Below are 21,398 nucleotides of genomic sequence, written 5' to 3'. Positions count from 1 at the left end.
CAGGTGCCCGACTTCTACGAACTCGTCGCACTACAACACGGCAAGCTCTCCGGCCAGGGTGACGACAATCCGTCAGCGACGATGGCGCAAGTCAATGGCGTCGCCCTCAGCACCGCACAGGGCTGGGTCGCGAAGGCCCGCAGCCGTGGGTTGCTCCCTCCGGGACGCCGCGGTCGCGCTGGGTAGCGCAGGGGCGTTGAACTGCTCGCCAGCCCCGCGCGGGCGGGATCACGAATCGGCGTTTTGCCGCGCAAACACTGGGGAATGGCCGGGTCGATCGCTGGATGACAACATCGTGATTCACCGATCTACAGGGCCGGTAACACACGAGTTAGCAAAAGGAGATGGCCGTCCCCCCGGATGGCCCCGTCCACGACTTCGCCCGGCCGGTGCTTTGCCCAAGCGGTCGGAGCAGTACCCGACCCGGCTCCCCCACGGCGAGGGCTCATGTCGCGCAGAAGTGCACTGGGGCAGCCGCCGCCGAGCCGGGCTCGGCGTAACCGGCTGGGCCGGGGGCGCCGCAAGCTCCCTCGTCACCGCTCTAACAGTCGCTGTGGTCGCGGTCGCCAAGGAGCTCACCGTCCATCCACCACTTCCTACCGTAGACGATCTAGTAGCACCGCAAATAGCGAAGAGATTAGAAAAAGCGACATGAATACGATTTCCCAAATACCTGCATCCTCCAGTCGCATCGTGACGAGCATCGCCAGTCCGGACGCAACCGATGTAGCACCAGCCGCCACTGCCCCAAACAACAATCTTCTGCCGCGCCGAGCGGAAGGAGAGTTATCTCGGTGCCGAGATGCCATGCAACCTCCGTCAATAGAGCCTGAACATTGGGGGCCCAAACGTCCGGGGTTCGGATCCACAACAAGCATTGGTTATTGCTGTCAATTTGTTCACAAGAACACCGGACGGAGCAGGGGGGTTAGACTCATCAGGAGCCATTGATACGCGAGCGCGCCTGCCACAGAGCTAGGGAATGCCGTATACCACCATTTCCGCAGCGACCTGCGTGGCCTTGCGTGTAGTGAGCTTGCCCCACCGCCCTCCAACCAGCGCTCGAACCGGTTGACGGCCGCGGCGGTCGCCCTACTTGGAAAGATGATCTGCAGGATCGAGTCACCGTAGGCGGTGATGGCATGCTCGCGGTTGTCACTGTCGATCACTGTAAGGCCGTTTCGGAACCCGAAGGCCGAGACGGCTGATCGAGGAACGTGCACATCAACAAAGACATTGTGGATGCGCAGGCAATCGAGGTCCGATGTGACACGCGCCGTCGCCGCAGCTCCGAGAAGCGCGGATACACATCCCAGCAATAGGCCAAACTCGAGATACTGGCTCCGTGACGATACTGGGACGACCGTACATACAAAAAGAACGATGAGCTCGGAACACACGCACAACGTAACGCTCGAAAGGCGGGGTCTCCCGAGTACCTGTTTCATGGTTCCTACCGCCGGATGTACCGCTTGTGTACTGTCGCTCTTGCCGCTGGCACCGTCAACGGCGCACACCGCCCAGGCACCCGAACCGATTCGTCACCGACCGGTCACCCGCCACCTGCGCGACGCACCGCTGATGAGCGTCCACCCCAGTTCCCCCAAAACTCGTACCCCGACACCAGCGTTGGGACCACCAAAGCCGGGACCTCCCAACGGGAACCCGGCCCTAGTCAGTTCGCGAGGACTCGTGCTTGTGCGTGGTGAAACTAGAACCTACACGTACGGCGGCGTCGGTTGACGGAACCAGACTAGGAGTTTTAGAAGTCACGCGTGGGAGCTCGGGCCTTCCTAGGCCTCGGCACGGTCGTCTCTGCAGCGGTATCGGGTTGCCGCTGCTCGCCCCTTGCCTACCCCCTCCCGACTTTCCTTCTCGGCCTCTCGTCACACCCGCCCCTCTCGTAGTGGGCGAATGAATGGACGTATGCTACCTTCGGTAGTTGCAAGTACACGCGACATGGGGGTCGGTGTGCGCGGTGGAGTGATCCTGTTCCGGGGGACGGGTACTGCCGCGCGTCGTTACCTCGAGGCGGACCGCTCGCGGGCTGACGAGTACTACCTGGAGGCCGGCACAGCGCGGGCGGAGTTCTCCGTGGTCGACGGCGCCGGGTGGGCGATGACCAATCGACGGCTGACATCCGTCGAGTACGCGGGCTGGGTCGACTGGGTCGACCCGGTCAGCGGGGAGGCGATGGGCAGGGCCCGCCAGGCCGGCGGCGGCCGACAAGGCTCCCCGCGGTTCGCGGAGATGGTGGTCAACACGCCGAAGTCCCTGTCGATCGCCGCGGCGCTGCATCCCGACGTCTCGGCGGCGCTGGATGCCGCGCAGCGCGACGCCGTCGTCGCAATCCGCTCGTGGCTCGGGCAGCACTCCGTCACCCGCGTCGGCCCGCGCGGGCGGCAGGAGGTCGTGCCGGTCGAGCGGCTGCACACGGTAGCCATCTCGCACCGGACCTCTCGCGCCGGTGACCCGCACCGGCACATCCACCTGCAGATCGGCACCCGGGTCTGGGCCCGGGGGGCGTGGCGCGGCCTGGACACCGCGGCCCTGTTCCGCCAGCAAGGCGCGATCCGCGCGCTGGGCACCGCGGTGCTGGCGGCCCACCCCCAGCTGGCCGCGGTGCTCGACGCCCACGACCTGACCCTCGATCCCGTCTCCGGCGAGGTGGCGGAGCTGGAGCCGTTCAACGCGGTGATGAGCAAGCGCGCCGGCCAGGTCGCGCGCAACCTCGCGGCGTTCACGGCCCAGTGGGAGGCCGCCCACCCCGGCCAGGAGCCCGGCCCGGGGGTCAGCGCCCGGCTGCAGGCGATGGCCTGGGACCACCAGCGACCGGCCAAGAAGCCGGCACGGCTCGGCAGCGAGGCCGGCTGGCGCCGGGAGCTGGACGCGGCCGGGTACACCCCGGACCTCCCGCGCGTGCCGTGCCGCCCGCCGCGGGAACTCGATGAGCTGCGAGTGCAGCAGGTCGCCAACCGCGCACTGGACCGGTGCGCGGCGGCGGCGTCGACGTGGACGCGGCACACGGTCCAGGGGCACGTCACCCGGCTCATCACCGAGGCCGGAGTGCGCGCGACCCCGGCGGCGCTGTCCGAGCTGATCACGATCACCACCCGGCTCGCCGTTCAGGATTGCCTGTCGGTGCTGCCGCCCGGCGCCGCGGCGCCGGACCATGTCGCGCACCTGACGAGCCTGCGGGTGGTCGCCGCCGAGGTGCGCCTGCGCGACCTGCTGGCCGCCCGCGCAGCCGCCGACCCGCACCAGGCGTCGGACCTGGCGAAGGTGGCGAACGAGCACGGGCTGGACGCGGAGCAGGCCCGCGCGGCCGCCGCGGTCGCCTCCGACGCTGCCCTGGTGGTCGTGGAGGGCGCCGCCGGCGCGGGCAAGACCACCATGCTCGGTGCCGCGATCCGCGCCGCCGCCGGCCAGGGCCGTCCTACCAGGATCGTGACGCCGACGAAGAAGGCCGCCCAGGTCGCCGCGCAGGAGCTCGGCGTCCCGGCCGACAGCGTGGCCAAGCTCGTACACGCCAACGGGTGGCGGTGGAACGCCGACGGCGTCTGGACCCGCCTCGGCGTCGGCGAGGTCGACCCCGAGACCGGTGGCGTCTACGGCGGCCCGCCACCGGCGGCGCGGCTGCGTAGGGGGGAGCGGATCGTGGTCGACGAGGCCGGGATGCTCGACCAGGACACCGCCCTGGCCCTGCTGACCGTCGCCCACGAGGCCGGCGCGAGGCTCGCCCTGGTCGGTGACCGCGCCCAGCTGCCCGCCGTCGGCCGCGGCGGCGTCCTCGACCTGGCCGCCCAGCTCGCCGGCACGCCCTACGACATGGCCACCGTGCACCGGTTCACCGACCCTGCCTACGCCGACCTCACGGTGCGCATGCGCGCCGACGAGCACCCCGCGGAGCTGTTCGACCGGTTGCATGCGCTCGGCCTCGTCCAGCTGCACGAGAGCACCGACGCCGTGCACGAGACCATCGCCGCCACGGCACAAGACGGCGCGGCGATCACGACCGCGACGAACGAGGAGGCACGCGAGCTCAACACGCACATCCGCGAGCTGCGCGTGCGCCAGGGCCTGGTGGATGACGCGCGCACCACGGTCGGGTCCGACGGGCTGCCGATCGGCAAGGGAGACGTGATCCAGACCCGCCGCAACGACAGCGTCCTGAGGGTCGCCAACCGACAGACCTGGACCGTCACCCAAGTCGAAAGCGACGGCGCGGCCTGGGTGACCGAGCGCGTGAGCGGGAGCGGGCACCGGCACTCGCGCGCCGTGCGGCTTCCGGCGGAGTATGTGGCCGAGCACGCCCACCTGGCCTACGCCGCCACCGCCTACGGCGTCCAGGGCGCGACCGTGGACACGTCGCACACGGTCCTGTCCGACGCCCTCGACGCCGCCGGGGTCTACGTCGGCATGACCCGCGCACGCACCCAGAACCTGCTCCACGTCGTCGCAGCGGACCTTAACGACGCTCGGCAGCAGTTCGCCGCCGCCCTCGAGCGCGACCGCGCCGACCGCGGCCTCACCGAGGCGACCCGGGCCGCGCAGGCCGCCGTCAACGGCCTGATCTCGGACGGCAAGCTCGCGTGGGTGAACACCGAAAAGACCCGCCTGCGCGAGTGGATCGAGACCGCCGACCGTCAGACGGCCCGGTGGGAACGCGTCGCGGCCGCCCTCGCCCGCCAGGCCGCCGCCCACCACACCGAGTACGCCCGGCTAAACCAGCTCGTCGCCACCGCCGACGCCCACGCCTCCGAGGTCTGGTACGAGGTAGCTACACCACTGATCGCCCAGGCCACCGCCGACGCCATCCACTACCAGACCACCCAACAGCGCATGTGGCATGCGAACCGCGCCCTGCAAGGCTCCGTTCGGTTCGGGCGGCGGGTCGCCGCCCGCACCGCACGGGCGGCCAACCAAGCACATGAAGCCGCCGAGGACGTCATGCGGCGACGCTGGGGGGCGGTGCCGCCCGCGATGGTCGACACCCGCTCCTGCGCCGAGGCCATCGCCGGGCGGCGAGCCGACGCCCACCCCCGAGTTATCCAAGCGCGCCAGGACGCCGCCCACGCACACCGACAGCTCCAGGACCTCACCGCCCGCCACGCGGCCGCACGGACGGCACTCTGGCGCAGCATCGGCGACGCCCAGCCGCCAAGCACGGTCGACGCCCGTGCACTCCAGTGGCGCCACCGCGCGGACGAAACACGCCGCCTACTTGCCGCGGCCGACGCCCTGCCCGTCACCGAGGCCGCGCACCTCCTCCTCCAGAACGCCAGAGCCTTCGCTTCCGAGCGGATGCCCGGGGCCACGCTGAAAGCACGAGCGCTCGAAGCCCACGTCCCGACATCGCCGCCTCCCACGCGGCGGCGCGGCCCCCGCCCCGACCTCGGGCCGCGCCTGTAGACAGCTCAGGGCGATCGTGCCGGACTGGATACTGAGGCCGTGTCCGTCCCGGTGGGTCAAGTCCGTGCGCACGGTGGTCGTGCTCTTAGGGTGAGGACGGTGAAGGTCGATCCGAGGGTGTTGTTGGTCGGACCACGGGGCCGCCGCTTGTGCCTTGACATCGCTGGGTCGGCGATCGAGGGCGATAGCTCGCACGCTGCCGAGGAGTACCGCCTCGCCGTCGGGTATGCCGCCTACGACCTCGATCCCGGGCGCGGTACCTCCCGGGTGATGTTTAGTTTCGGCGGCGGCGAGCTGGTCACGCCACACCCTTCGCCGGCAGACGTGGCGCGCCTGCTCGACCTCCTCCCGTTGGTCGAGCCGGACGAAGGCACGTTGCTACGAGGGTTGATGGCCGCCGTCGATTTCGCCCGCTACTGGCAGGAGCCGGACGGCGAAGACGTGCTCGCCGCGGCACCCGAGATGCGCGAAGCCCTCGCACGTGTTGCCGCCAGTGTCGCCCAGTGCCCCGTCGCGTCGTGGTGGACGACGCCGCTCGACCTGGCCGCGCAGTGGGCTGTGACATTGATGGAAGGGCCCTCGCCCCCAACGGCGGTCACAGGGACCACTCGCGAGCTTCTGGCGCACTGGCACTCGGCGACGGTGGAGGACGAGGCCAGGGCCCGCCGGGAACGACCTCGCGATCCACGGGCCTCGTTGAGCGGTACCTGGTGGTCGACACCGCCGGCCGAGCTGACTCGGACCACACGCAGCCTCGGCGAGCTCGGGCCGGTCGGACTTTGGCTGGTCGAGGATGCCTTCAACTGGGACCGGGCGACGGCGAGGCACGTCTCGGCCCCCCACGACGTCACCGTGTACGAGGTAGAGGGCCCCGAAGCCTGGGCCGAGCTGTGCCGGCGCTACCCGCTCGAGGTCACTGCATCACGCCGGCATGATTGGTACCGCACGACAGGAATTGACGCCAGGTGGGTCATCCCCGACTGGTCCCGAGTCGCGGAAGACTTCGACGCCGTACATGTCACGGCGCTCGGCTACCTGACGACGGCCGGACGCGCGGTCGCGGTCGCGGCCGCCGAGGACATGTACACCGTGCTCGCGGGCTGGAACCCAGATCAGACCTACTGGCTAACCGACAGCACCGCGCCCGCCTCGGTCGAACAGACCTGGCGCCGCAACGACCGCGATAGCGCCTGGAGCCAGTCGGCGTCTTAGTGCGTGTCTCCCAAATGCTCGAAAGTGCGTCGGGGCGCGTGGTCGGCCGCCCACGATGGGCGGTGCTGGGAGTCGAGACACTAATAGGTTGCGTTTCCTCGCCTCCGGCGTTCACGGACGAGGTCGAGGATGAAGAACTCGTACACCGCGAAGCCAGTTCCAACCACGGAGCCAACGCCGAGAATCAGCAGGAGCACGCCCCATAGCCAGTCGGTGGAGCCGTCAACGAGATAGACCTGGCCGGTGGTTTGCCCCTCGTAGAGGGTTGTGACACGGTCCCCGACTTGCCCTGGCGGGTCATTTGCGGCGAGGAATGCATCCTCCAGAATGACGGCCTGGTCACGACTTACGAAGCGCCCCCGCCAAACGCAGGTGTCGGGCGCGCGAAAGTTGTCCGCGCAGTCTCTCCGAGCCGCCGTGAACGTCCCGGGCACGCCTTCGCCGCGAGCCGCGGCGATGGTCTCGGGCAGATCACTGATCGCAACTACAAGAATGTAAAGCCCCACCAGGCCGAAGACGATCAACCCGGCGGTGGCGGTCAGCAGTGAACGTGTTCGCCGATGCAGCCGATCACCAGGTACCCGTCGATGGTCAGGGGGCATCCGCCAGCACCAACCCTTCGAGAAACCGGGCACCTGCAGATCTGCCGCGCCGCACTACCGACAACACACTACGGGTGTCGCCTGCTGTGACCATGGACAACGCCCAACCTAGATCCGGAAGCCCCCCGGTACAAAGGCATCGTTCGTGTCCGAGAACGTTCGTACTTGGGGGGCGGCTCCAATGCTGCAGGCCTGCTGCGCTTTCTCGAACGACGCGCGAGCAACCCAGAACGTGGACCGTCCGCCACAACGCTGAGTTCCCATGGGTGGCGCAGGGCTTGGTGTGATCCTTATGGACTGGCCGGGAATTGCCCTTATCCTCCTGGCGGTCGCCGCAGCGTTGAGCATTGCTCTGACCAAGCTCGCCGACCCTGGGTTCAGGAAATCGGTTGCCAGGAGTTCGGATGGAACCCTGTTGACGGCCGACCACCGTCGGCACCGCAGCCATCCACCGGGAAGCAACCGCGATGGCGCCGCTCTCCACCGCGGTCCGTAAGCGGGACGAGGTCAGGCAGCGTGAACCCGGAGCGGCGCTGCTTCACGACCTGATCTGGTGGGCCGGCGCCGGGCCTGGAAGCGGGCGCGTGGCGCGGAGCTGGACCGGTGGACGCCCCTATTCGCCGGTGCTGGGCGGCGGTAGCGGCGGTAGCCTCCGGCCCGCGTCGGCGAGTCGGTAAGCGAGGGCAGGGTCACGCGTGCGTGAAGCCCGCGCAGTACCCAGGTGTAAGAGCATCAGGGTGCGGCGTACCTGACGCTCCGAGTCATCGCCTTCAGCGTCACCGGAAGGCCGTGGAGTTTCGGTGACGCGTCTCTCGTTTGCGTTCACGAGGATGCCTGTCCCGAGTCCGGTGTCATCGCATGCCTCAGGGCGGAAACGGCGTCGTTGAGGCTGTAGCCGAGTCTGTGCGCAGTAATGGCGTATGTGGTCGCTGCGTCGGCCAGCGCCTGGTCGCGGTCGGCTTCGTGCCCTTCGGTGCGGGCGCGTGTGTCGAGAGGAGCGACCGTGGTGCCCTTCTTCCCAGCGGTGATGACCGTGCCTTCCCGCTCAAGTTCACGGTAAGCGCGGGCGACGGCGCCGTTGGACAGTCCGAGATGACCCGCCAGTCGGCGAATCGGGGGGAGCCTGGCCCCCTCGGGAAGCGCTCCGGTCAGCACCAGGCGAGTGACCTGCGAGCGGATCTGCTCGTAGTGCGGGACCGGACTGCGCGTGTCGACCTCGATCTCCACAGTGCTCACGCGTCCTCACTGGCCGCAAGGAGGGGCTGGTGCGCGGCCGCTGACCAGAACGGCAGCATTAGTGACGTTGCGGCAACCACGAGTCCCACAATGACCGCAACGAGTCCCAGGTCGGCGGCGGCGCTAACCAGTTGGGGGTTCATCTGCCAGGCGGTCCCTCCCGCCACTGGCGGGGTGGTTTCCTGCGTCAAGAGCGGCGTTGCGGCCACGGTCGTGCCCAGGAGGATGATTTGCCCGCTCAGGGCGCCGGCGCCGATGCGACGGGCGCTGACGCCGCGCAGAGCGTGATCTACGCTGGTGTCCACACCGTCCAGCGACCGGCGGCGCAGGACCCGTCGATACCCCAACCAGGCAACGCCCGTCAGCAACACGGACGCGGCGGCGACGATGGGGAGGGTGTAGTACTCCTCAGCCGGCATGACAGAGCCCCAATCCAGGAAGAGGGCGGAGTCGGGACTGCCCTGCCTGGCACGGACGAGGGGGATCGCGGCCGCCACGACGGAGACAACCGCCCCCAGGACCGTCGCGCCGGTGAGCAGCCCGTCCGCCCGCGCCTCAGTCACACCGAGGTCGCCAAGATCGGCGCGGCGCCGGCGGCCGCCGTCGACCCGCACGCTGGCCGCCGCGACGGCGCCGACAGCGAGTCCAACGGCGGCAGAGACCGCCTTGAACTCGGCCATCAGCCCGGCAACGGTGACCACAACGAAGACCGCTCCTCCGGCGTAGCACATGCGCATCAGCGCTCCCCGCACCGCCATGACGGTCTCGTCATCAGCGCTGAGAGTGTTAGCGCTTAGCCAGGCCCGCACGATCCGCTGCGGGGGTGGCACTAGCACGCGGGCGATCGCTTCTCTCTGGGACCCCTGGGAACCTCGGACCATGGCCCCTTGCCGGACGAGACACTCGAGGAGGCGGCGCGTGGCTTTCTCGCCAATATTGATCCCGAGACGGGGTACCTGAGCGACTCGTGAAGGGCTGGAGGTTCGGGATGACGGACGAGTGGCTCGAGCCTGCTCGTGACCTCCAGGAGGAGCAGCGGGAGGCACTTGAGGGGCTCCTCTCACTGACCAAGTCCGCACAGGCGGGTGGTGACTGGTCGACAGAGCGGGTCGTCAGCGCCGTGCAGGCCGCGCACAGTGCCGGTCTCTCGCCCGACCACATCGCGGTCGAAGCTCGCATGTCGATCAACGAGGTGCGCAGTTTCCTCAACCTGCCGCTGGGGCGTCGCGGGCCCGATGACTGGAGAATTTGCCTGTCCGATCAGCCAGAGGCGCCGGCGGCCGGGTCGCCGGACGGCAAGTAGCCACACAGTCGCTCAAGGCCGTGCGCCGCCACCGGCATCGAACCTCTCCGCAGAGGCTTCCAACCACGCCGACCCGCTCACCCAGGAATCACCCCGAGGGCGCACCGGACGGTCCGGCAGGCACCCTGCGGGCCCGTGGGACCAGCGGAAACACCCCACACGGCACGTTCACCACGAACCGCAAAGAGCCACGTTGTGATCGAAACTCGGGCGACCGGAGGCGCGGGTCGTCGTGTGCCATATTTGTGCCATAAAAATCGCGAAAAGCAACTGCAACTAACTGACACTCACCACCAGGAACCGCGTGATTCTGCGGATCCCACGCATACATACGGTACCGAAAAGCGCCTGAGCGAACTGAAAATCGAAAGGTCACCGGATCGACGCCGGTCGGAGCCACCGCCGCAAGGCCCCGCACGTGAGTGCGGGGCCTTGCTGGTTTCCCGGCAGGCCCCGGCCCCGTGGGCCCACCCGCCCACCGTGAGCGAGAATCGCGGCATGGGCAGGCACCGCGGCGCCGAGCCGCACGAGCAGCGTAGGAACCGCGCCCGCGCCCGCGTGGGCACCGGCGCCGTGGACGAGGTCGAGACGGCGGACGACGGCGGGCCGGCGGGCGCCGCCGACACGACGGCCACCCCGCACCCGAACGGGGGCGCCCCCGGCGCCGCGCGGACCACGCCGCGCACCGGACCGACGCCCGTGCACACCCCCGAGCGGCCCGGCCCGGACGCCATCGCCTCCGCCCGGGCGCTGACGAAGGTCTACGGCGCGGGCGAGACCCAGGTCCGGGCGCTGGACGGCGTCGACGTCGACCTGGCCCGCGGCTCCCTCACCGCCGTCATGGGCCCGTCCGGCTCGGGCAAGTCCACCCTCATGCACTGCCTGGCCGGGCTGGACTCCCCCACCTCCGGCTCCGTGATCGTCGACGGGGTGGAGATCTCGCGGATGAGCCAGCGGCAGCTGACCAAGCTCCGCCGCACCCGCATCGGGTTCGTCTTCCAGGCCTACAACCTCGTGCCCACCCTCACCGCGGCCGAGAACATCCGCCTGCCGCTCGACATCGCCCGCAAGCCGGTCGACAAGGCCCGCTTCGACGCCGTCGTGCGCGCCGTGGGCCTGGAGGACCGGCTGCACCACCGGCCCTCGGAGCTCTCCGGCGGGCAGCAGCAGCGTGTGGCCTGCGCCCGCGCGCTCGTCGCCGAGCCGTCGGTGGTCTTCGCCGACGAGCCCACCGGCAACCTCGACTCCCGCTCGGCCGCCGAGGTCCTCGGCTTCCTGCGCCGCAGCGTCGACGACCTGGGCCACTCGGTGGTCATGGTCACGCACGAGCCCTCCGCGGCGGCCTACGCCCACCGGGTGCTCTTCCTCGCCGACGGCCGGCTGGAGGCGGAGCTGCTCCACCCCGAGGAGGGCGACATCCTCGCCGCCATCGGCGAGCTCAGCGCCGCCCGCGAGCGCCGCCAGGCCGCCCCGGGTGCCACCGCCGCGGCCGGTGACGGGACCCGCTGATGCTGCGCGTCGCCCTGCGCGAGGTGCGCAACCACCTCGGCCGCTTCCTGCTCAGCGTCCTGGCCGTCATGCTGGGCATCGCGTTCGTCACCGGCACGTTCTCCCTGCGCGCGATGCTCGCGGACACCTTCGGCTCGATCATCGCCTCGACCACCCAGGGCGACCTGTACCTGCGCGGCAAGGCCCCGGCGTCCGGGCAGGGCGCCGGCCAGGCCTCCGGCACCGAGGAGAACCAGGGCGGCGCCGCGGGCGGCGGCGGGCCGGGCGGCACCCTCACCGCCGAGCGCACCCCGATCCCCGCCAGCCTCGCCGACGACGTCGCGAAGGTCGACGGCGTCCGCCAGGCCGTCGCGGACATGCTCGGCCCCGCCGTCCTCATCGGCGCGAACGGCCAGGCCGTGGTCAACGGGCAGGCCCCCTCCATCGGCAGCACGCTGCGCGACCACGACCCCTCGGGCCGGCTCCTGGCCGGCCGCGCCCCGCACGGCCCGGGCGAGATCGCGCTGGAGACCACCGCGCTGCAGACCTCGGGCCTCAAGGTCGGCGACACCACCCAGGTGCTGGTGGGCAACGGCCCCCTGCGCCCGGTCACGGTCGTCGGCGAGGTCACCTACGGCAACCCCATGGTGGGCACCACCCTCGTGCTCGTCGACCCGGCCACCGGGCAGGCCGCCTTCGCCCCGCAGGGCCTGGTGCCGCAGGTCGCGATCTTCGCCGACCCGGGCACCGACCTCACCGCGCTCGAGGCGCGGGTGGCCAAGGTGGTGCCGGGCGACGTCGAGGTCGTCACCGGCGATGAGATGCGGGCCGAGGCGACGAAGACGATCAACCAGCTGCTCGGCTTCCTCGGCACGTTCCTGCTCGTCTTCGCCCTGATCTCGCTGTTCGTGGGCGGCTTCATCATCGCCAACACCTTCGCGATGGCGGTGCGCCAGCGGCAGCGGGAGTTCGCCCTGCTGCGGGCCGTGGGGGCCTCCCCCGGGCAGGTCCTGACCACGGTGCTGGGCCAGGCCGCCGTCGTCGGGGCGGTGGGCTCGGCGGCCGGGATCGCCGGCGGCATCGGGCTCGTCGCGCTGCTGCGCACCTGGCTGGACGCCATGGACATGCAGCTCGCCTCGAACGTCGTCGTCTCCCCCGCCCAGGCGGCGGGCATCGTGGCGCTCGGCACCGGCATGTCGGTGCTCGCCGCCCTGGTCCCCGCCCGGCGCGCGGCGGGCACCCCGCCGGTGGAGGCCATGCGCGACGACGTCGTCGTGGTCGAGCGCTCGCTGCGGCTGCGCGCGGTGGTCGGGGCGGTGCTGCTCGCCGGCGGCGTCGCGGCCGCGCTGGTCTCGGTGCAGGAGGGCACCCGGCACGCCGGCACCTGGCTGGGGGTGGGGGCCGGGGCGGTGCTGGTCGGCACCCTCGCCGTCTCCCCCGTCATCGCCCGCGCCGTCATCGGCGTGCTCGCCGCCCCGTTCCTCGTCCTGGCCCGGCCGATGGGCCGGCTGGCGCGCGGCAACGTCACCCGCAGCCCGCGCCGCACGGCGAGCACCGCCGGGGCGCTGATGATCGGCATGGCGCTGGTCGGGGCCTGCGCGGTGCTGGCCGAGTCCGCCCAGGCCTCGACCGCCGCGATCGTGGCGACGGAGTCCCGGGCGGACTTCTGGGTCCAGTCCGCCACGCGCAACGTGCCGCCGCAGGTGGCCACGGACGTCGCGGGCCTCGACGTCGTCGGGCGGGCGGACACCGTCACGGTGGGCCGGGCGACGGCGACCGGCCCGGACGGCACCCGCAGCTACCGGGTCTCGGGGCTGCCGGCGGACGCGTTCGGCCGCACCATCCGGGTGACGGTGGACTCCGGCTCCCTCGCCGGGCTGGCCCGCGGGGAGGTCGCCGTGCAGCGCACCTCCGCCGTCGAGCACGGCTGGAAGGTCGGGGACGTTCTGACCCTCCCGACGGCGGCGGGCCCCCGGGAGGCGCGGGTGGGCGCCGTCGTGGAGTCCCAGCTCCTCGGCACCCCGCTGGTCATGGACGCGGGCCTGTTCCGCGACGTCGTGCCGACCGGGGAGACGACCGTGCTCGCGGTCCTCGTCGACGCCAAGCCGGGGGTGGACCAGGCGACCCTGCGGGCCGCGCTGGACCGGGTGGTCAAGCCCTACGTGGTCCTGACCGTCCAGGACGCCGCCGAGCTGACCAGCGCGCTGGCCAAGCAGGTGGACCAGGCCATGGTCATCCTCTACGCCCTGCTCGGGCTCAGCGTCGTCATCGCCGTGCTGGGCATCGTCAACACCCTGGCGCTGGCGGTGGTCGAGCGCACCCGCGAGATCGGGCTCATGCGCGCGGTGGGGCTGGGCCGGGCCCAGCTGGCCGCGACGATCGTGCTGGAGTCCGTGCTCACGGCGGTGTTCGGCACCCTGCTGGGGGTGGCCGTCGGCGTCTCGCTCGCCGCCGCCCTGCCGACGGTCTTCGCCGACCAGGGGCTGACCCGCCTCGCCGTGCCCTGGGACCTGCTCGCCGTGATGGTGGTGGTCTCTGGCGTCGTCGGCGTGGTGGCTGCCCTGCTCCCGGCCGCGCGGGCCACCGCGCTGCCGGTGCTCCAGGCCGTCGCCGACGAGTGAGGGGGTGCCCCGGACTGCAGGGCACCCCCTCCGAGCGCTGCTCTTCGCGCCGCCGGCGGCTCAGCGCCGGCCGCGCTCCCAGGCCCGGTCCGGCACCTCGCCGGGCAGCACGTCCAGGCCCACGACCACCGGGTCGTGGTCGCTGGAGCGGAACGGCGAGGCGTCGTAGAGGTTGGTGACGTTGTAGTTGTACCGGCTGTACTCCAGGCCGACGGACTCCCCGGAGTTGACGTTCCAGATGTCCGCGCCGGTGACCAGCCCGAGCGCGGCCGGGTTGGCGAAGACGTGGTCGAGCGAGCCGACCAGCCCGTCGAAGGAGTAGGTGTCCTTGGCCGTCATCGTCTGGCCGATGTTGGTGTAGCCGGCCTGCTCGAGGACGACCAGCGGGTCCTCGGCGGTGTAGGAGTTGAAGTCGCCGACGAGGAAGACCGGCACCTGCGGGCCGTAGAGGTCCGCGGCGAAGGCGACGAGGGCCTGCGCCTGGCGGACGCGGTCGGCGTTGGACAGGCCCTGCCCCTCGTCACGGTCGTTGCCGGGTCCCTCCCCCGAGCCCTTGGACTTGAAGTGGTTGCTGACGACGGCGAACTCCGGCCCCTTGGCCTGCCCGCCGGGGTTGAGCGCCCGGAAGGTCTGGGCCAGCGGCTCCCGGGCGTTGGCGAAGGCCGCCTCGCCGATGAGGATGTGCGACTCCCCCACCGGCACGACCCGGTCGGCGCGGTAGATGAACGCGGTGCGGATGACGTCCTCGTCCGCGGGCAGCGCCGCCGGTGACTTCACGTACGCCCAGGTCCCCGCGCCGGCAGCGGCGTTGAGGGCGGCGGTGAGGTCGGCCAGCGCCGCATCGCGGTCGGCGCCGAGCCGCGCGGAGTTCTCGATCTCCTCGAGGGAGACGACCTCGGCGCCCAGGGCGTTGATCGCCGCGACGATCTTGGCCTGCTGGCGCTCGAGGTTGGCGTCGTCGGCGGCCCCGCGGGCGTCGCAGCCGGTGCGCACCGAGATCGGGTTGCGGTGGCGGTCGGTGTAGTACTGGCAGCCGGCGAGCTCGTCACCGGTGGTGGTGAAGTAGTTGAGGACGTTGAACGAGGCGATCTGGAGGTCACCGCCGACCGGCGCCGGGGCCGCCTCGCGGGTGTTGGTGAACGTCGCCGGGGCCGCGCCGTTGTCGCCCGTCACCTGGGTGGTGGGCTGGAAGTTCCACTGGAACCGGTAGTCGAGGACGACCGGGTCGGTGATGGTCGCCGCGGCGCCCACCCGCAGCGGGTTCTCCAGGCTGAGGTAGGGCAGCGGGGTCTCGTGGTAGTCCCGGTTGAAGTTCGTGTAGTCCCAGCCGGCGCCGTCGTCCAGGGTGATGGCGCGCGCGGCGTTGTCGGCCACGACGGCGTCGTACCGGGCGCGGTCCGTGACCGGGTTGGCGACGTCGCTGGGCTGGACCAGCGGCGTGGTGCCGGCGGCCAGGCCCACCAGGCCGAAGCGGTTGGTGTCGTAGGTGTCGGTGACGGTGAAGTCGCCCTGCGGGGCGACCAGCATGCCCTCGAAGGCCTCCCGGTCGGCCTCCGTGGCCGGCAGCGCGATGGCGGCGGGCACCACCGGCTCGACCGCCTCGTCGAGCACGGTCCATTCCGTCGCGGTGACCTCGGTGAGGCCGAAGTACTCGGACACCTCGCCGGTGACCTCGAGGTACTGGCCGACCTGGGCGGCCCGGGCGAGCGCGCCGGAGAAGACGAAGACACCGTCGGAGGCCTCGTGCCCGGCGAGGTCGCCGCCGGTGCCCGGGGTCTGCAGGTACACGCCGTCGAAGCCGCCGGTCGGGTAGGCGGCCGTCACGACGCCGCGGGTCACCACGGTGCGCCCGACGAGCGGGGAGGCCGCACCGGTGCCCTGGATCTCGGCGATGGTCGCCTCGACGACCTCGTCGTCCCCGCGGGTGCCGGAGCTCTGCGGCGTGGGGGTGGCGGCGATGGTGAAGTCCGCGGCGTTGTCGTCGGTGTCGGCCCCGTTGGTGCGCGTCCACGACTGCGGCGTGGTGTTCCCGCCGGACACCGGGGCCCGCCCGCTGCCCTCGTAGGTGTTGGAGGTGCCGTAGCCGACGAGGTCCACGACGCCCGCCGCCCCGGCCACGTTGCCGGTGGGCAGCGTGACGGCCTGGGTGCCCTCGACCAGGGCGACGGTGCCGGTGGTGCCGGAGGGCTGGAACCCGCTGGACAGGTCCGGCTCGGGCAGCGGCTCGCCGGCGCCGCCGTTGGTGCCGCCCCCGACGAGGAAGTAGCCGTTGGCGGGAATGGTCCCGCTGAGCGGGACGACGCCGGTGGCCGCCCCGGTGCCGGTGGCGGAGCGGTACTGCAGGCTCAGGCCGGCGAGGCTGACCGGGGCGTCGGTGGGGTTGAACAGCTCGACGAACTTGTTGGTGTACGGCTGGTTGGCGCTGCCGCCGCGGGCGTAGACCTCGTTGATGACCACGCCGCTGCCGTCCGGCGCGGCGAACGCGGGGGCGGCGACCAGCGGGGCGAGGACGACGGCGCAGCCGGCCGCGACCGCACCCGCCCGTCTGACTGTCGAACGGTGAGGGCTCACGACCACTCCTTCGTGCCGGCGCGACCGGCGGTGCACGGACGGGGATCTCCCGCCTCGGGATTCCGACGCGGGCTTCCTTGACCGGCCGGATCGTCATCATCCAGACGGGTCACGTCCCGGTCAAGGACTTCCACACCCGGTCACCACCTGGTCATCCGCCCGTCACGCGCGCGACATGGAGCGGACGCTGATCGTCCACCGGAGGCGAGCCCTCCGGGCTCCGGGTGGGCGCCGCCGCCGTCCGGAACGGTGGGCCCGGCGGCACCGGCGGTCCCAAACGTGACACGCTGAGGCGGATGAGGGTGCAGCGAACGCCCAGGACCGCAATCATGGGGTTCCGGGCGCTCCGCGCCCGTCGCAGGAGCGATGTGCCGGCAGCGGCACGAACGAGGAGACGATCGCCGTGAGTACATCGGCAGAGCAGACCACCCCCGTGGTCGAGGCCACGAGGGTCGAGGGACCGGGCAGGGGACGCACGGTGGGCGAGCTGATCGCCACCGTCTCCGAGCAGTTCTCCCGCCTCGTGCGCGACGAGCTCCAGCTCGCGCAGGTCCAGCTCGCCGAGAAGGGCAAGCGGCTCGGCGCCGGAGCGGGCCTCCTGGGCGCGGCGGGCCTGGTCGCCTTCTACGCCGGGGGCGTGCTGCTCGCCGCGGCCGTGCTCGGGCTGGCCACCGTGCTGCCGGCGTGGCTGTCCGCGCTGATCGTCGGCGTGGTCCTGCTCATCATCGCCGGGATCGCCGCGATGCTCGGCAAGAACAGGATCGACGCCTCGAAGCAGTTCAATGCCAACCCGCAGGAGGGCTTCAAGGACGACCTCGACGCCGTGAAGAAGGGGATCCAGCAGTGAGCGAAGAGCGCAAGCGCACCGCGCAGGAGATCGAGGCCGACCTCGCCCGCACCCGGCTCGAGCTGACCCGCACGGTCAACGAGCTGTCCGACCGGCTCGACCCGCGCACCCAGGTGGAGGCGGCCCGCACCGCCGCCACCGAGAAGGCGCGCACCTTCGCCGACGACGTGCGCACCGGCGAGCCCAAGGCGGTCGCAGTCGCCGGCGGCGCCGTGGCGTTCCTCGGGCTGCTCATCGTGGCCGCGGCGCGCGGCCGGGGCCGCTGAGCGGGCGATCGCCCACGAGCAACTGACCGACCGCCGGCCCCGAGGGGCCGGCGGTCGGTCGTGCGGTGCCCGGTGCGGCACCGGCTGCCGCGGGGGCAGCCCTGCGGCGGCGTGCCTACGCCGCCGGGTGGCGGTGGTCCTCGGCCAGCCCGCTGGCGGCGAGGAGCTCCTCGACCTCGCTGCGGCGGAACCGCCGGTGCCCACCGAGGGTCCGGATGGAGGACAGCTTCCCGGCGTTCGCCCACCGCGTCACGGTCTTGGGGTCGACCCGGAACCGGGCCGCCACCTCCGACGGCGTGAGCAGCTGCTCGGCCGTGTCGTCGATCGTGGCCATGGAGTCCTCCCGCGTTGCTCGTGCGCGCCCTGCCGCGCGCTGCTGAGCGCCAGCCAATCACGCGGGCGGTGCCCCGACCCGGGCCCATGGTCCCGACAATCGGGACTTTTGACGCGTAGATTCCTCGTGCGCCGCGGCGGGGCCTCGTCGGCGGCGCAGGGGTCCGGACCTCGCCGGCGACCTCATCGTGAGACGTTCCCGCTCACCTGCCGGGCGGATGAGACTGGCTCCACAGCGCGACGCCCCCTTCAGGAATGGCTGTTGGGTGCCCCGACCATGTACCGTGGCACCACGACACACACATGACCACAAACACGGGGCCGCACCCTCGGGTGCCTGCCCCGGTTCTACGTTGGAGGGGGTCGACGCCATGGGGCGCGGCCGTCAAAAGGCCAAGCAGACGAAGGTCGCTCGCAAGCTGAAGTACTTCAGCCCCGAGACCGACTACCGAGCCCTCGAGAAGGAGCTCACGTCGCGTACTGACGACGTAGACGACGAGTACGGCCGGATCCCCCCCGCCACGGATGACTGGGACGAGGCCGAGAACGACTGGGACATCCGCTCCAGCCGTTGACCCTCCGCCGACCGGCCCCGGCCGGGCGGCAGGGATCTCGTCCGAGGTCGGTCAGCTCGCTCACCACCCGTGCCCCCGAGCGGGGCACGGGTGGTTCGCCGTGCGGATGCTCTCGCGCGTGCTGAACGCGTCGTGGTCGCGACCACGATGGCGCCACGGTCACAACCAGAATGGCGCCACGGTCGCAGCCAGAATGGCAGTGTGGCCGCGGCCGGGACGGCGCGGCCGCCGTCAGCTCGTGCGGTACTCGCCGCGCAGGCGCACCGCGCCGCCGTCGACGCCCTTGGTCCCGCGGACCACGTCCGGGCCCGTCGCGCCGTCGTCCTCGCCGACCTCGCCGAGCACCCAGGCCTCGATGCCCCGGGCGCGCACGGCGGCCAGCGCGGCGTCGGCGCTGCCCGGCGCCACCACGGCGACCATGCCCACGCCGAGGTTGAGGGTGTTCTGCAGGTCGGCCCAGGGCACGTTGCCCAGCCGGCGCACGAGGTCGAAGACCGGCGGGACCACCCAGCTGGCCACGTCCACCTCGGCGCGCAGGCCGCGGGGCAGCACCCGGGCGAGGTTGGCCGCGAGCCCGCCGCCGGTGACGTGGCTGAGGGCGTGCACGTCCACCGCCGGGTCGTCGACCAGGTCCAGGCACACCGGGGTGTACAGCCGGGTCGGCTCGAGGAGCTCCTCCCCCACGGTCCGGCCCAGCTCGGGCACCTCGCGCTCGTAGCCCCAGCCGGCGACGTCGAGAACCCGGCGCACCAGGGAGTAGCCGTTGGAGTGCAGGCCGGAGGCGGCCATGGCGACGAGCACGTCGCCCGGGCGCACGCGCTCGGCGCCCAGCACCGCGTCGGCCTCGACGATCCCGGTGGCCGCGCCGGCGACGTCGTACTCGTGCTCGCCGAGCAGGCCGGGGTGCTCGGCGGTCTCCCCGCCCAGCAGCGGGGTGCCGACGACGGCGCACGCCTCGGCGATGCCGCGGACGATGTCCGCGACGCGCTCGGGCACCACCTTGCCGGTGGCGATGTAGTCGGTCATGAGCAGCGGCCGCGCCCCGACCACCACGATGTCGTCGACCACCATGCCGACGAGGTCGTGGCCGATGGTGTGGTGGACGTCCATCGCCTGCGCGACGGCGACCTTGGTGCCCACCCCGTCGGTGGAGGTGGCGAGCAGCGGGCGGCGGTACCCGCGCAGCGCCGAGACGTCGACGAGGCCGGCGAAGCCGCCCACGCCGCCGACGACGGCCGGGGTGTGCGTGGCGCGCACGGCGTCCTTCATCAGCTCGACGGCCCGGTCGCCCGCCTCGGTGTCCACGCCGGCGGCGGCGTAGGTCAGCGGCACGTCGGGGGTCTGCTCGGTCACGGCTGCACTCCTGTGGTCACGGCGGGGGCGGCGTCCGCGCCGGCGGCCCGGCCCGGCACGCCGGGCGTCTCGGGGCCCGCGACCGGCGCGGCCGCGGGGATGGACGGGGCGTCGGCGCCGGAGACGGTGGCGCCGCCGCGGACGGGGATGGGGTAACCGCCGGTGAAGCAGGCGGTGCACAGCCGTTGCTGGGGCACCGTCGTCGCCTCGACCATGCCCTCGAGGGAGATGTAGCCCAGCGAGTCCGCGCCGAGGGACTCGCGGATCTCCTCGGTGCTCATGCCGTTGGCGATGAGCTCGGCGCGGGTGGCGAAGTCGATGCCGTAGAAGCACGGCCATTTCACCGGCGGGGCGGAGATGCGCACGTGCACCTCCGCGGCCCCCGCCTCGCGCAGCATGCGCACCAGCGCGCGCTGGGTGTTGCCGCGCACGATCGAGTCGTCGACGACGACGAGCCGCTTGCCGGCGATGACCTCGCGCAGCGGGTTGAGCTTGAGGCGGATGCCGAGCTGACGGATCGTGTCGGTGGGCTGGATGAAGGTGCGCCCCACGTAGGAGTTCTTCACCAGGCCCTGGGCGAAGGGGATGCCGGACGCCTGGGCGTAGCCGATCGCGGCGGGGGTGCCGGACTCGGGCGTGGGGATGACCAGGTCGGCGTCCACGGGGTGCTCGCGCGCCAGCACCCGGCCCATCTCGGTGCGCGCGGCGTTGACCGGCACCCCGGCGATCTTCGTGTCGGGGCGGGCGAGGTAGACGTACTCGAAGACGCACCCGTGCGGGGTGGGCTCGGCGAAGTGGCGCGAGCGCAGCCCGTCGGCGTCGATGACGAGCAGCTCGCCGGGCTCGACCTCGCGGACGAAGGTGGCGCCGACGATGTCCAGCGCGGCCGTCTCGGAGGCCACAGCCCAGCCGCGCGGCAGCCGGCCCAGCACCAGGGGCCGCACGCCGTGGGCGTCGCGGGCGGCGTAGAGGGTGTGCTCGTCCATGAAGACCAGGGAGAAGGCGCCCTCGAGCAGCGGCAGCACCTCCATGGCGACGTCCTCCAGGCTCTCCCCCGCCGCTGCGGTGCCGCCGAGCAGCGCGGTGACGACGGCGGTGTCGGTGGAGGAGCCGCGGCCGAGCTCGCCGTGCAGGTCCTTGCCGAAGCGCTCCTGGACCAGGTCCATGAGCAGCTTCGTGTTGGTGAGGTTGCCGTTGTGGCCCAGCGCCACGGTGCCCGCGGCGGTGGGACCGAGGGTGGGCTGGGCGTTCTCCCAGGAGGAGGACCCGGTGGTGGAGTAGCGCACGTGCCCGACGGCGATGTGCCCCTTGAGCGGCTCGAGCGCCCGGTCGTCGAAGACCTGGGAGACCAGGCCCATGTCCTTGTAGACGAGGATCTTCTCCCCGTCGGAGGTGGCGATGCCGGCCGACTCCTGCCCGCGGTGCTGCAGCGCGTAGATGCCGAAGAAGGTCAGCCGGGCGACGTCCTCACCGGGGGCCCAGACCCCGAAGACCCCGCACTCGTCCTGGGGGCCCTTCTCGCCGGGGAGCAGGTCGTGGGAAAGACGTCCGTCACCGCGTGCCACGTGGCTATGGTCGC

The 21,398-nt window shown here is 71.8% G+C and carries 16 protein-coding genes; 9 read left to right on the top strand and 7 right to left on the bottom strand.

Translation table 11 applies throughout. The features are described 5' to 3' along the window. The 3 genes from GD970_RS22325 to GD970_RS16855 form a co-directional block, all read left to right on the top strand. Nucleotides 1-186, top strand: a 186-nt coding sequence (locus GD970_RS22325) for a hypothetical protein (RefSeq protein ID WP_226925414.1), incomplete at its 5' end; no start/stop codon positions are given. Between the two features lie 1,797 nt (nucleotides 187-1,983). Then, entirely contained in the window at nucleotides 1,984-5,412 is a 3,429-nt protein-coding gene (gene mobF, locus GD970_RS16860; protein WP_226925413.1) for a MobF family relaxase, read from the top strand. Nucleotides 5,413-5,511: 99 nt separating this feature from the next. Continuing rightward, nucleotides 5,512-6,624 (top strand): hypothetical protein, encoded by a 1,113-nt coding sequence (locus tag GD970_RS16855; protein WP_152204069.1) that lies wholly within the window; start codon nucleotides 5,512-5,514, stop codon nucleotides 6,622-6,624. An 80-nt stretch (nucleotides 6,625-6,704) separates the two neighbouring features. Here the strand turns inward: GD970_RS16855 and GD970_RS16850 are convergent, their stop codons facing one another. The 3 genes from GD970_RS16850 to GD970_RS16840 all read right to left on the bottom strand — a co-directional run bounded on the left by GD970_RS16850 (nucleotide 6,705) and on the right by GD970_RS16840 (nucleotide 9,220). Continuing rightward, nucleotides 6,705-7,226, bottom strand: a complete 522-nt coding sequence (locus tag GD970_RS16850; RefSeq protein ID WP_152204068.1) for a DUF3592 domain-containing protein — start codon at nucleotides 7,224-7,226, stop codon at nucleotides 6,705-6,707. Nucleotides 7,227-8,048: 822 nt separating this feature from the next. After that, nucleotides 8,049-8,462 carry a GntR family transcriptional regulator gene (locus GD970_RS16845; RefSeq protein ID WP_152204067.1) on the bottom strand — a complete coding sequence of 138 codons (414 nt, stop codon included), beginning with the start codon at nucleotides 8,460-8,462 and terminating at the stop codon, nucleotides 8,049-8,051. Further along, entirely contained in the window at nucleotides 8,459-9,220 is a 762-nt protein-coding gene (locus tag GD970_RS16840; RefSeq protein WP_152204066.1) for a G protein-coupled receptor family protein, read from the bottom strand. The genes GD970_RS16845 and GD970_RS16840 overlap by 4 nt, the downstream gene beginning before the upstream one ends. A gap of 230 nt (nucleotides 9,221-9,450) precedes the next feature. Here GD970_RS16840 and GD970_RS16835 point away from each other — a divergent pair, with 230 nt between their 5' ends. The 3 genes from GD970_RS16835 to GD970_RS16825 all read left to right on the top strand — a co-directional run bounded on the left by GD970_RS16835 (nucleotide 9,451) and on the right by GD970_RS16825 (nucleotide 13,874). Further along, entirely contained in the window at nucleotides 9,451-9,765 is a 315-nt protein-coding gene (locus GD970_RS16835; protein ID WP_152204065.1) for a hypothetical protein, read from the top strand. Nucleotides 9,766-10,464: 699 nt separating this feature from the next. After that, nucleotides 10,465-11,274 (top strand): ABC transporter ATP-binding protein, encoded by an 810-nt coding sequence (locus tag GD970_RS16830; RefSeq protein ID WP_405002591.1) that lies wholly within the window; start codon nucleotides 10,465-10,467, stop codon nucleotides 11,272-11,274. Next, nucleotides 11,274-13,874, top strand: a complete 2,601-nt coding sequence (locus GD970_RS16825) for an ABC transporter permease (RefSeq protein ID WP_152204063.1) — start codon at nucleotides 11,274-11,276, stop codon at nucleotides 13,872-13,874. The genes GD970_RS16830 and GD970_RS16825 overlap by 1 nt, the downstream gene beginning before the upstream one ends. 60 nt (nucleotides 13,875-13,934) lie before the next feature. On the opposite strand, the gene GD970_RS16820 is transcribed toward GD970_RS16825, so the two are convergent. Beyond that, nucleotides 13,935-16,445, bottom strand: coding sequence for an ExeM/NucH family extracellular endonuclease (locus GD970_RS16820; RefSeq protein ID WP_152204062.1), 2,511 nt, complete (start codon nucleotides 16,443-16,445; stop codon nucleotides 13,935-13,937). A 403-nt stretch (nucleotides 16,446-16,848) separates the two neighbouring features. On the opposite strand from GD970_RS16820, the gene GD970_RS16815 reads away from it, so the two are divergent. Continuing rightward, nucleotides 16,849-17,292: a phage holin family protein gene (locus tag GD970_RS16815; RefSeq protein WP_226925412.1), complete on the top strand. Its 444-nt coding sequence runs from the start codon at nucleotides 16,849-16,851 to the stop codon at nucleotides 17,290-17,292. Beyond that, nucleotides 17,289-17,558, top strand: a complete 270-nt coding sequence (locus GD970_RS16810; RefSeq protein WP_152204061.1) for a DUF3618 domain-containing protein — start codon at nucleotides 17,289-17,291, stop codon at nucleotides 17,556-17,558. Before GD970_RS16815 ends, GD970_RS16810 begins: the two co-directional genes overlap by 4 nt. Nucleotides 17,559-17,673: 115 nt before the next feature. On the opposite strand, the gene GD970_RS16805 is transcribed toward GD970_RS16810, so the two are convergent. After that, on the bottom strand, nucleotides 17,674-17,892 hold the full coding sequence (locus GD970_RS16805; protein WP_152204060.1) for a BldC family transcriptional regulator: 219 nt from the start codon (nucleotides 17,890-17,892) through the stop codon (nucleotides 17,674-17,676). A 370-nt stretch (nucleotides 17,893-18,262) separates the two neighbouring features. Between GD970_RS16805 and GD970_RS16800 the strand changes: the two genes are divergently transcribed. Then, nucleotides 18,263-18,466 (top strand): DUF3073 domain-containing protein, encoded by a 204-nt coding sequence (locus GD970_RS16800; protein WP_152204073.1) that lies wholly within the window; start codon nucleotides 18,263-18,265, stop codon nucleotides 18,464-18,466. Between the two features lie 231 nt (nucleotides 18,467-18,697). On the opposite strand, the gene purM is transcribed toward GD970_RS16800, so the two are convergent. Next, entirely contained in the window at nucleotides 18,698-19,819 is a 1,122-nt protein-coding gene (gene purM, locus GD970_RS16795) for a phosphoribosylformylglycinamidine cyclo-ligase (protein ID WP_152204059.1), read from the bottom strand. Beyond that, nucleotides 19,816-21,384, bottom strand: a complete 1,569-nt coding sequence (gene purF / locus GD970_RS16790) for an amidophosphoribosyltransferase (protein WP_152204058.1) — start codon at nucleotides 21,382-21,384, stop codon at nucleotides 19,816-19,818. The genes purM and purF overlap by 4 nt, the downstream gene beginning before the upstream one ends. Between the last annotated feature and the right edge of the window lie 14 nt (nucleotides 21,385-21,398).

The organism is Georgenia thermotolerans, assembly GCF_009193185.1.
Classification (GTDB): Bacteria; Actinomycetota; Actinomycetes; order Actinomycetales; family Actinomycetaceae; genus Georgenia; species Georgenia thermotolerans.
The sequence above is the reverse complement of the archived record's forward strand: the minus strand, read 5'-3'. Positions and strand labels throughout refer to the sequence as shown.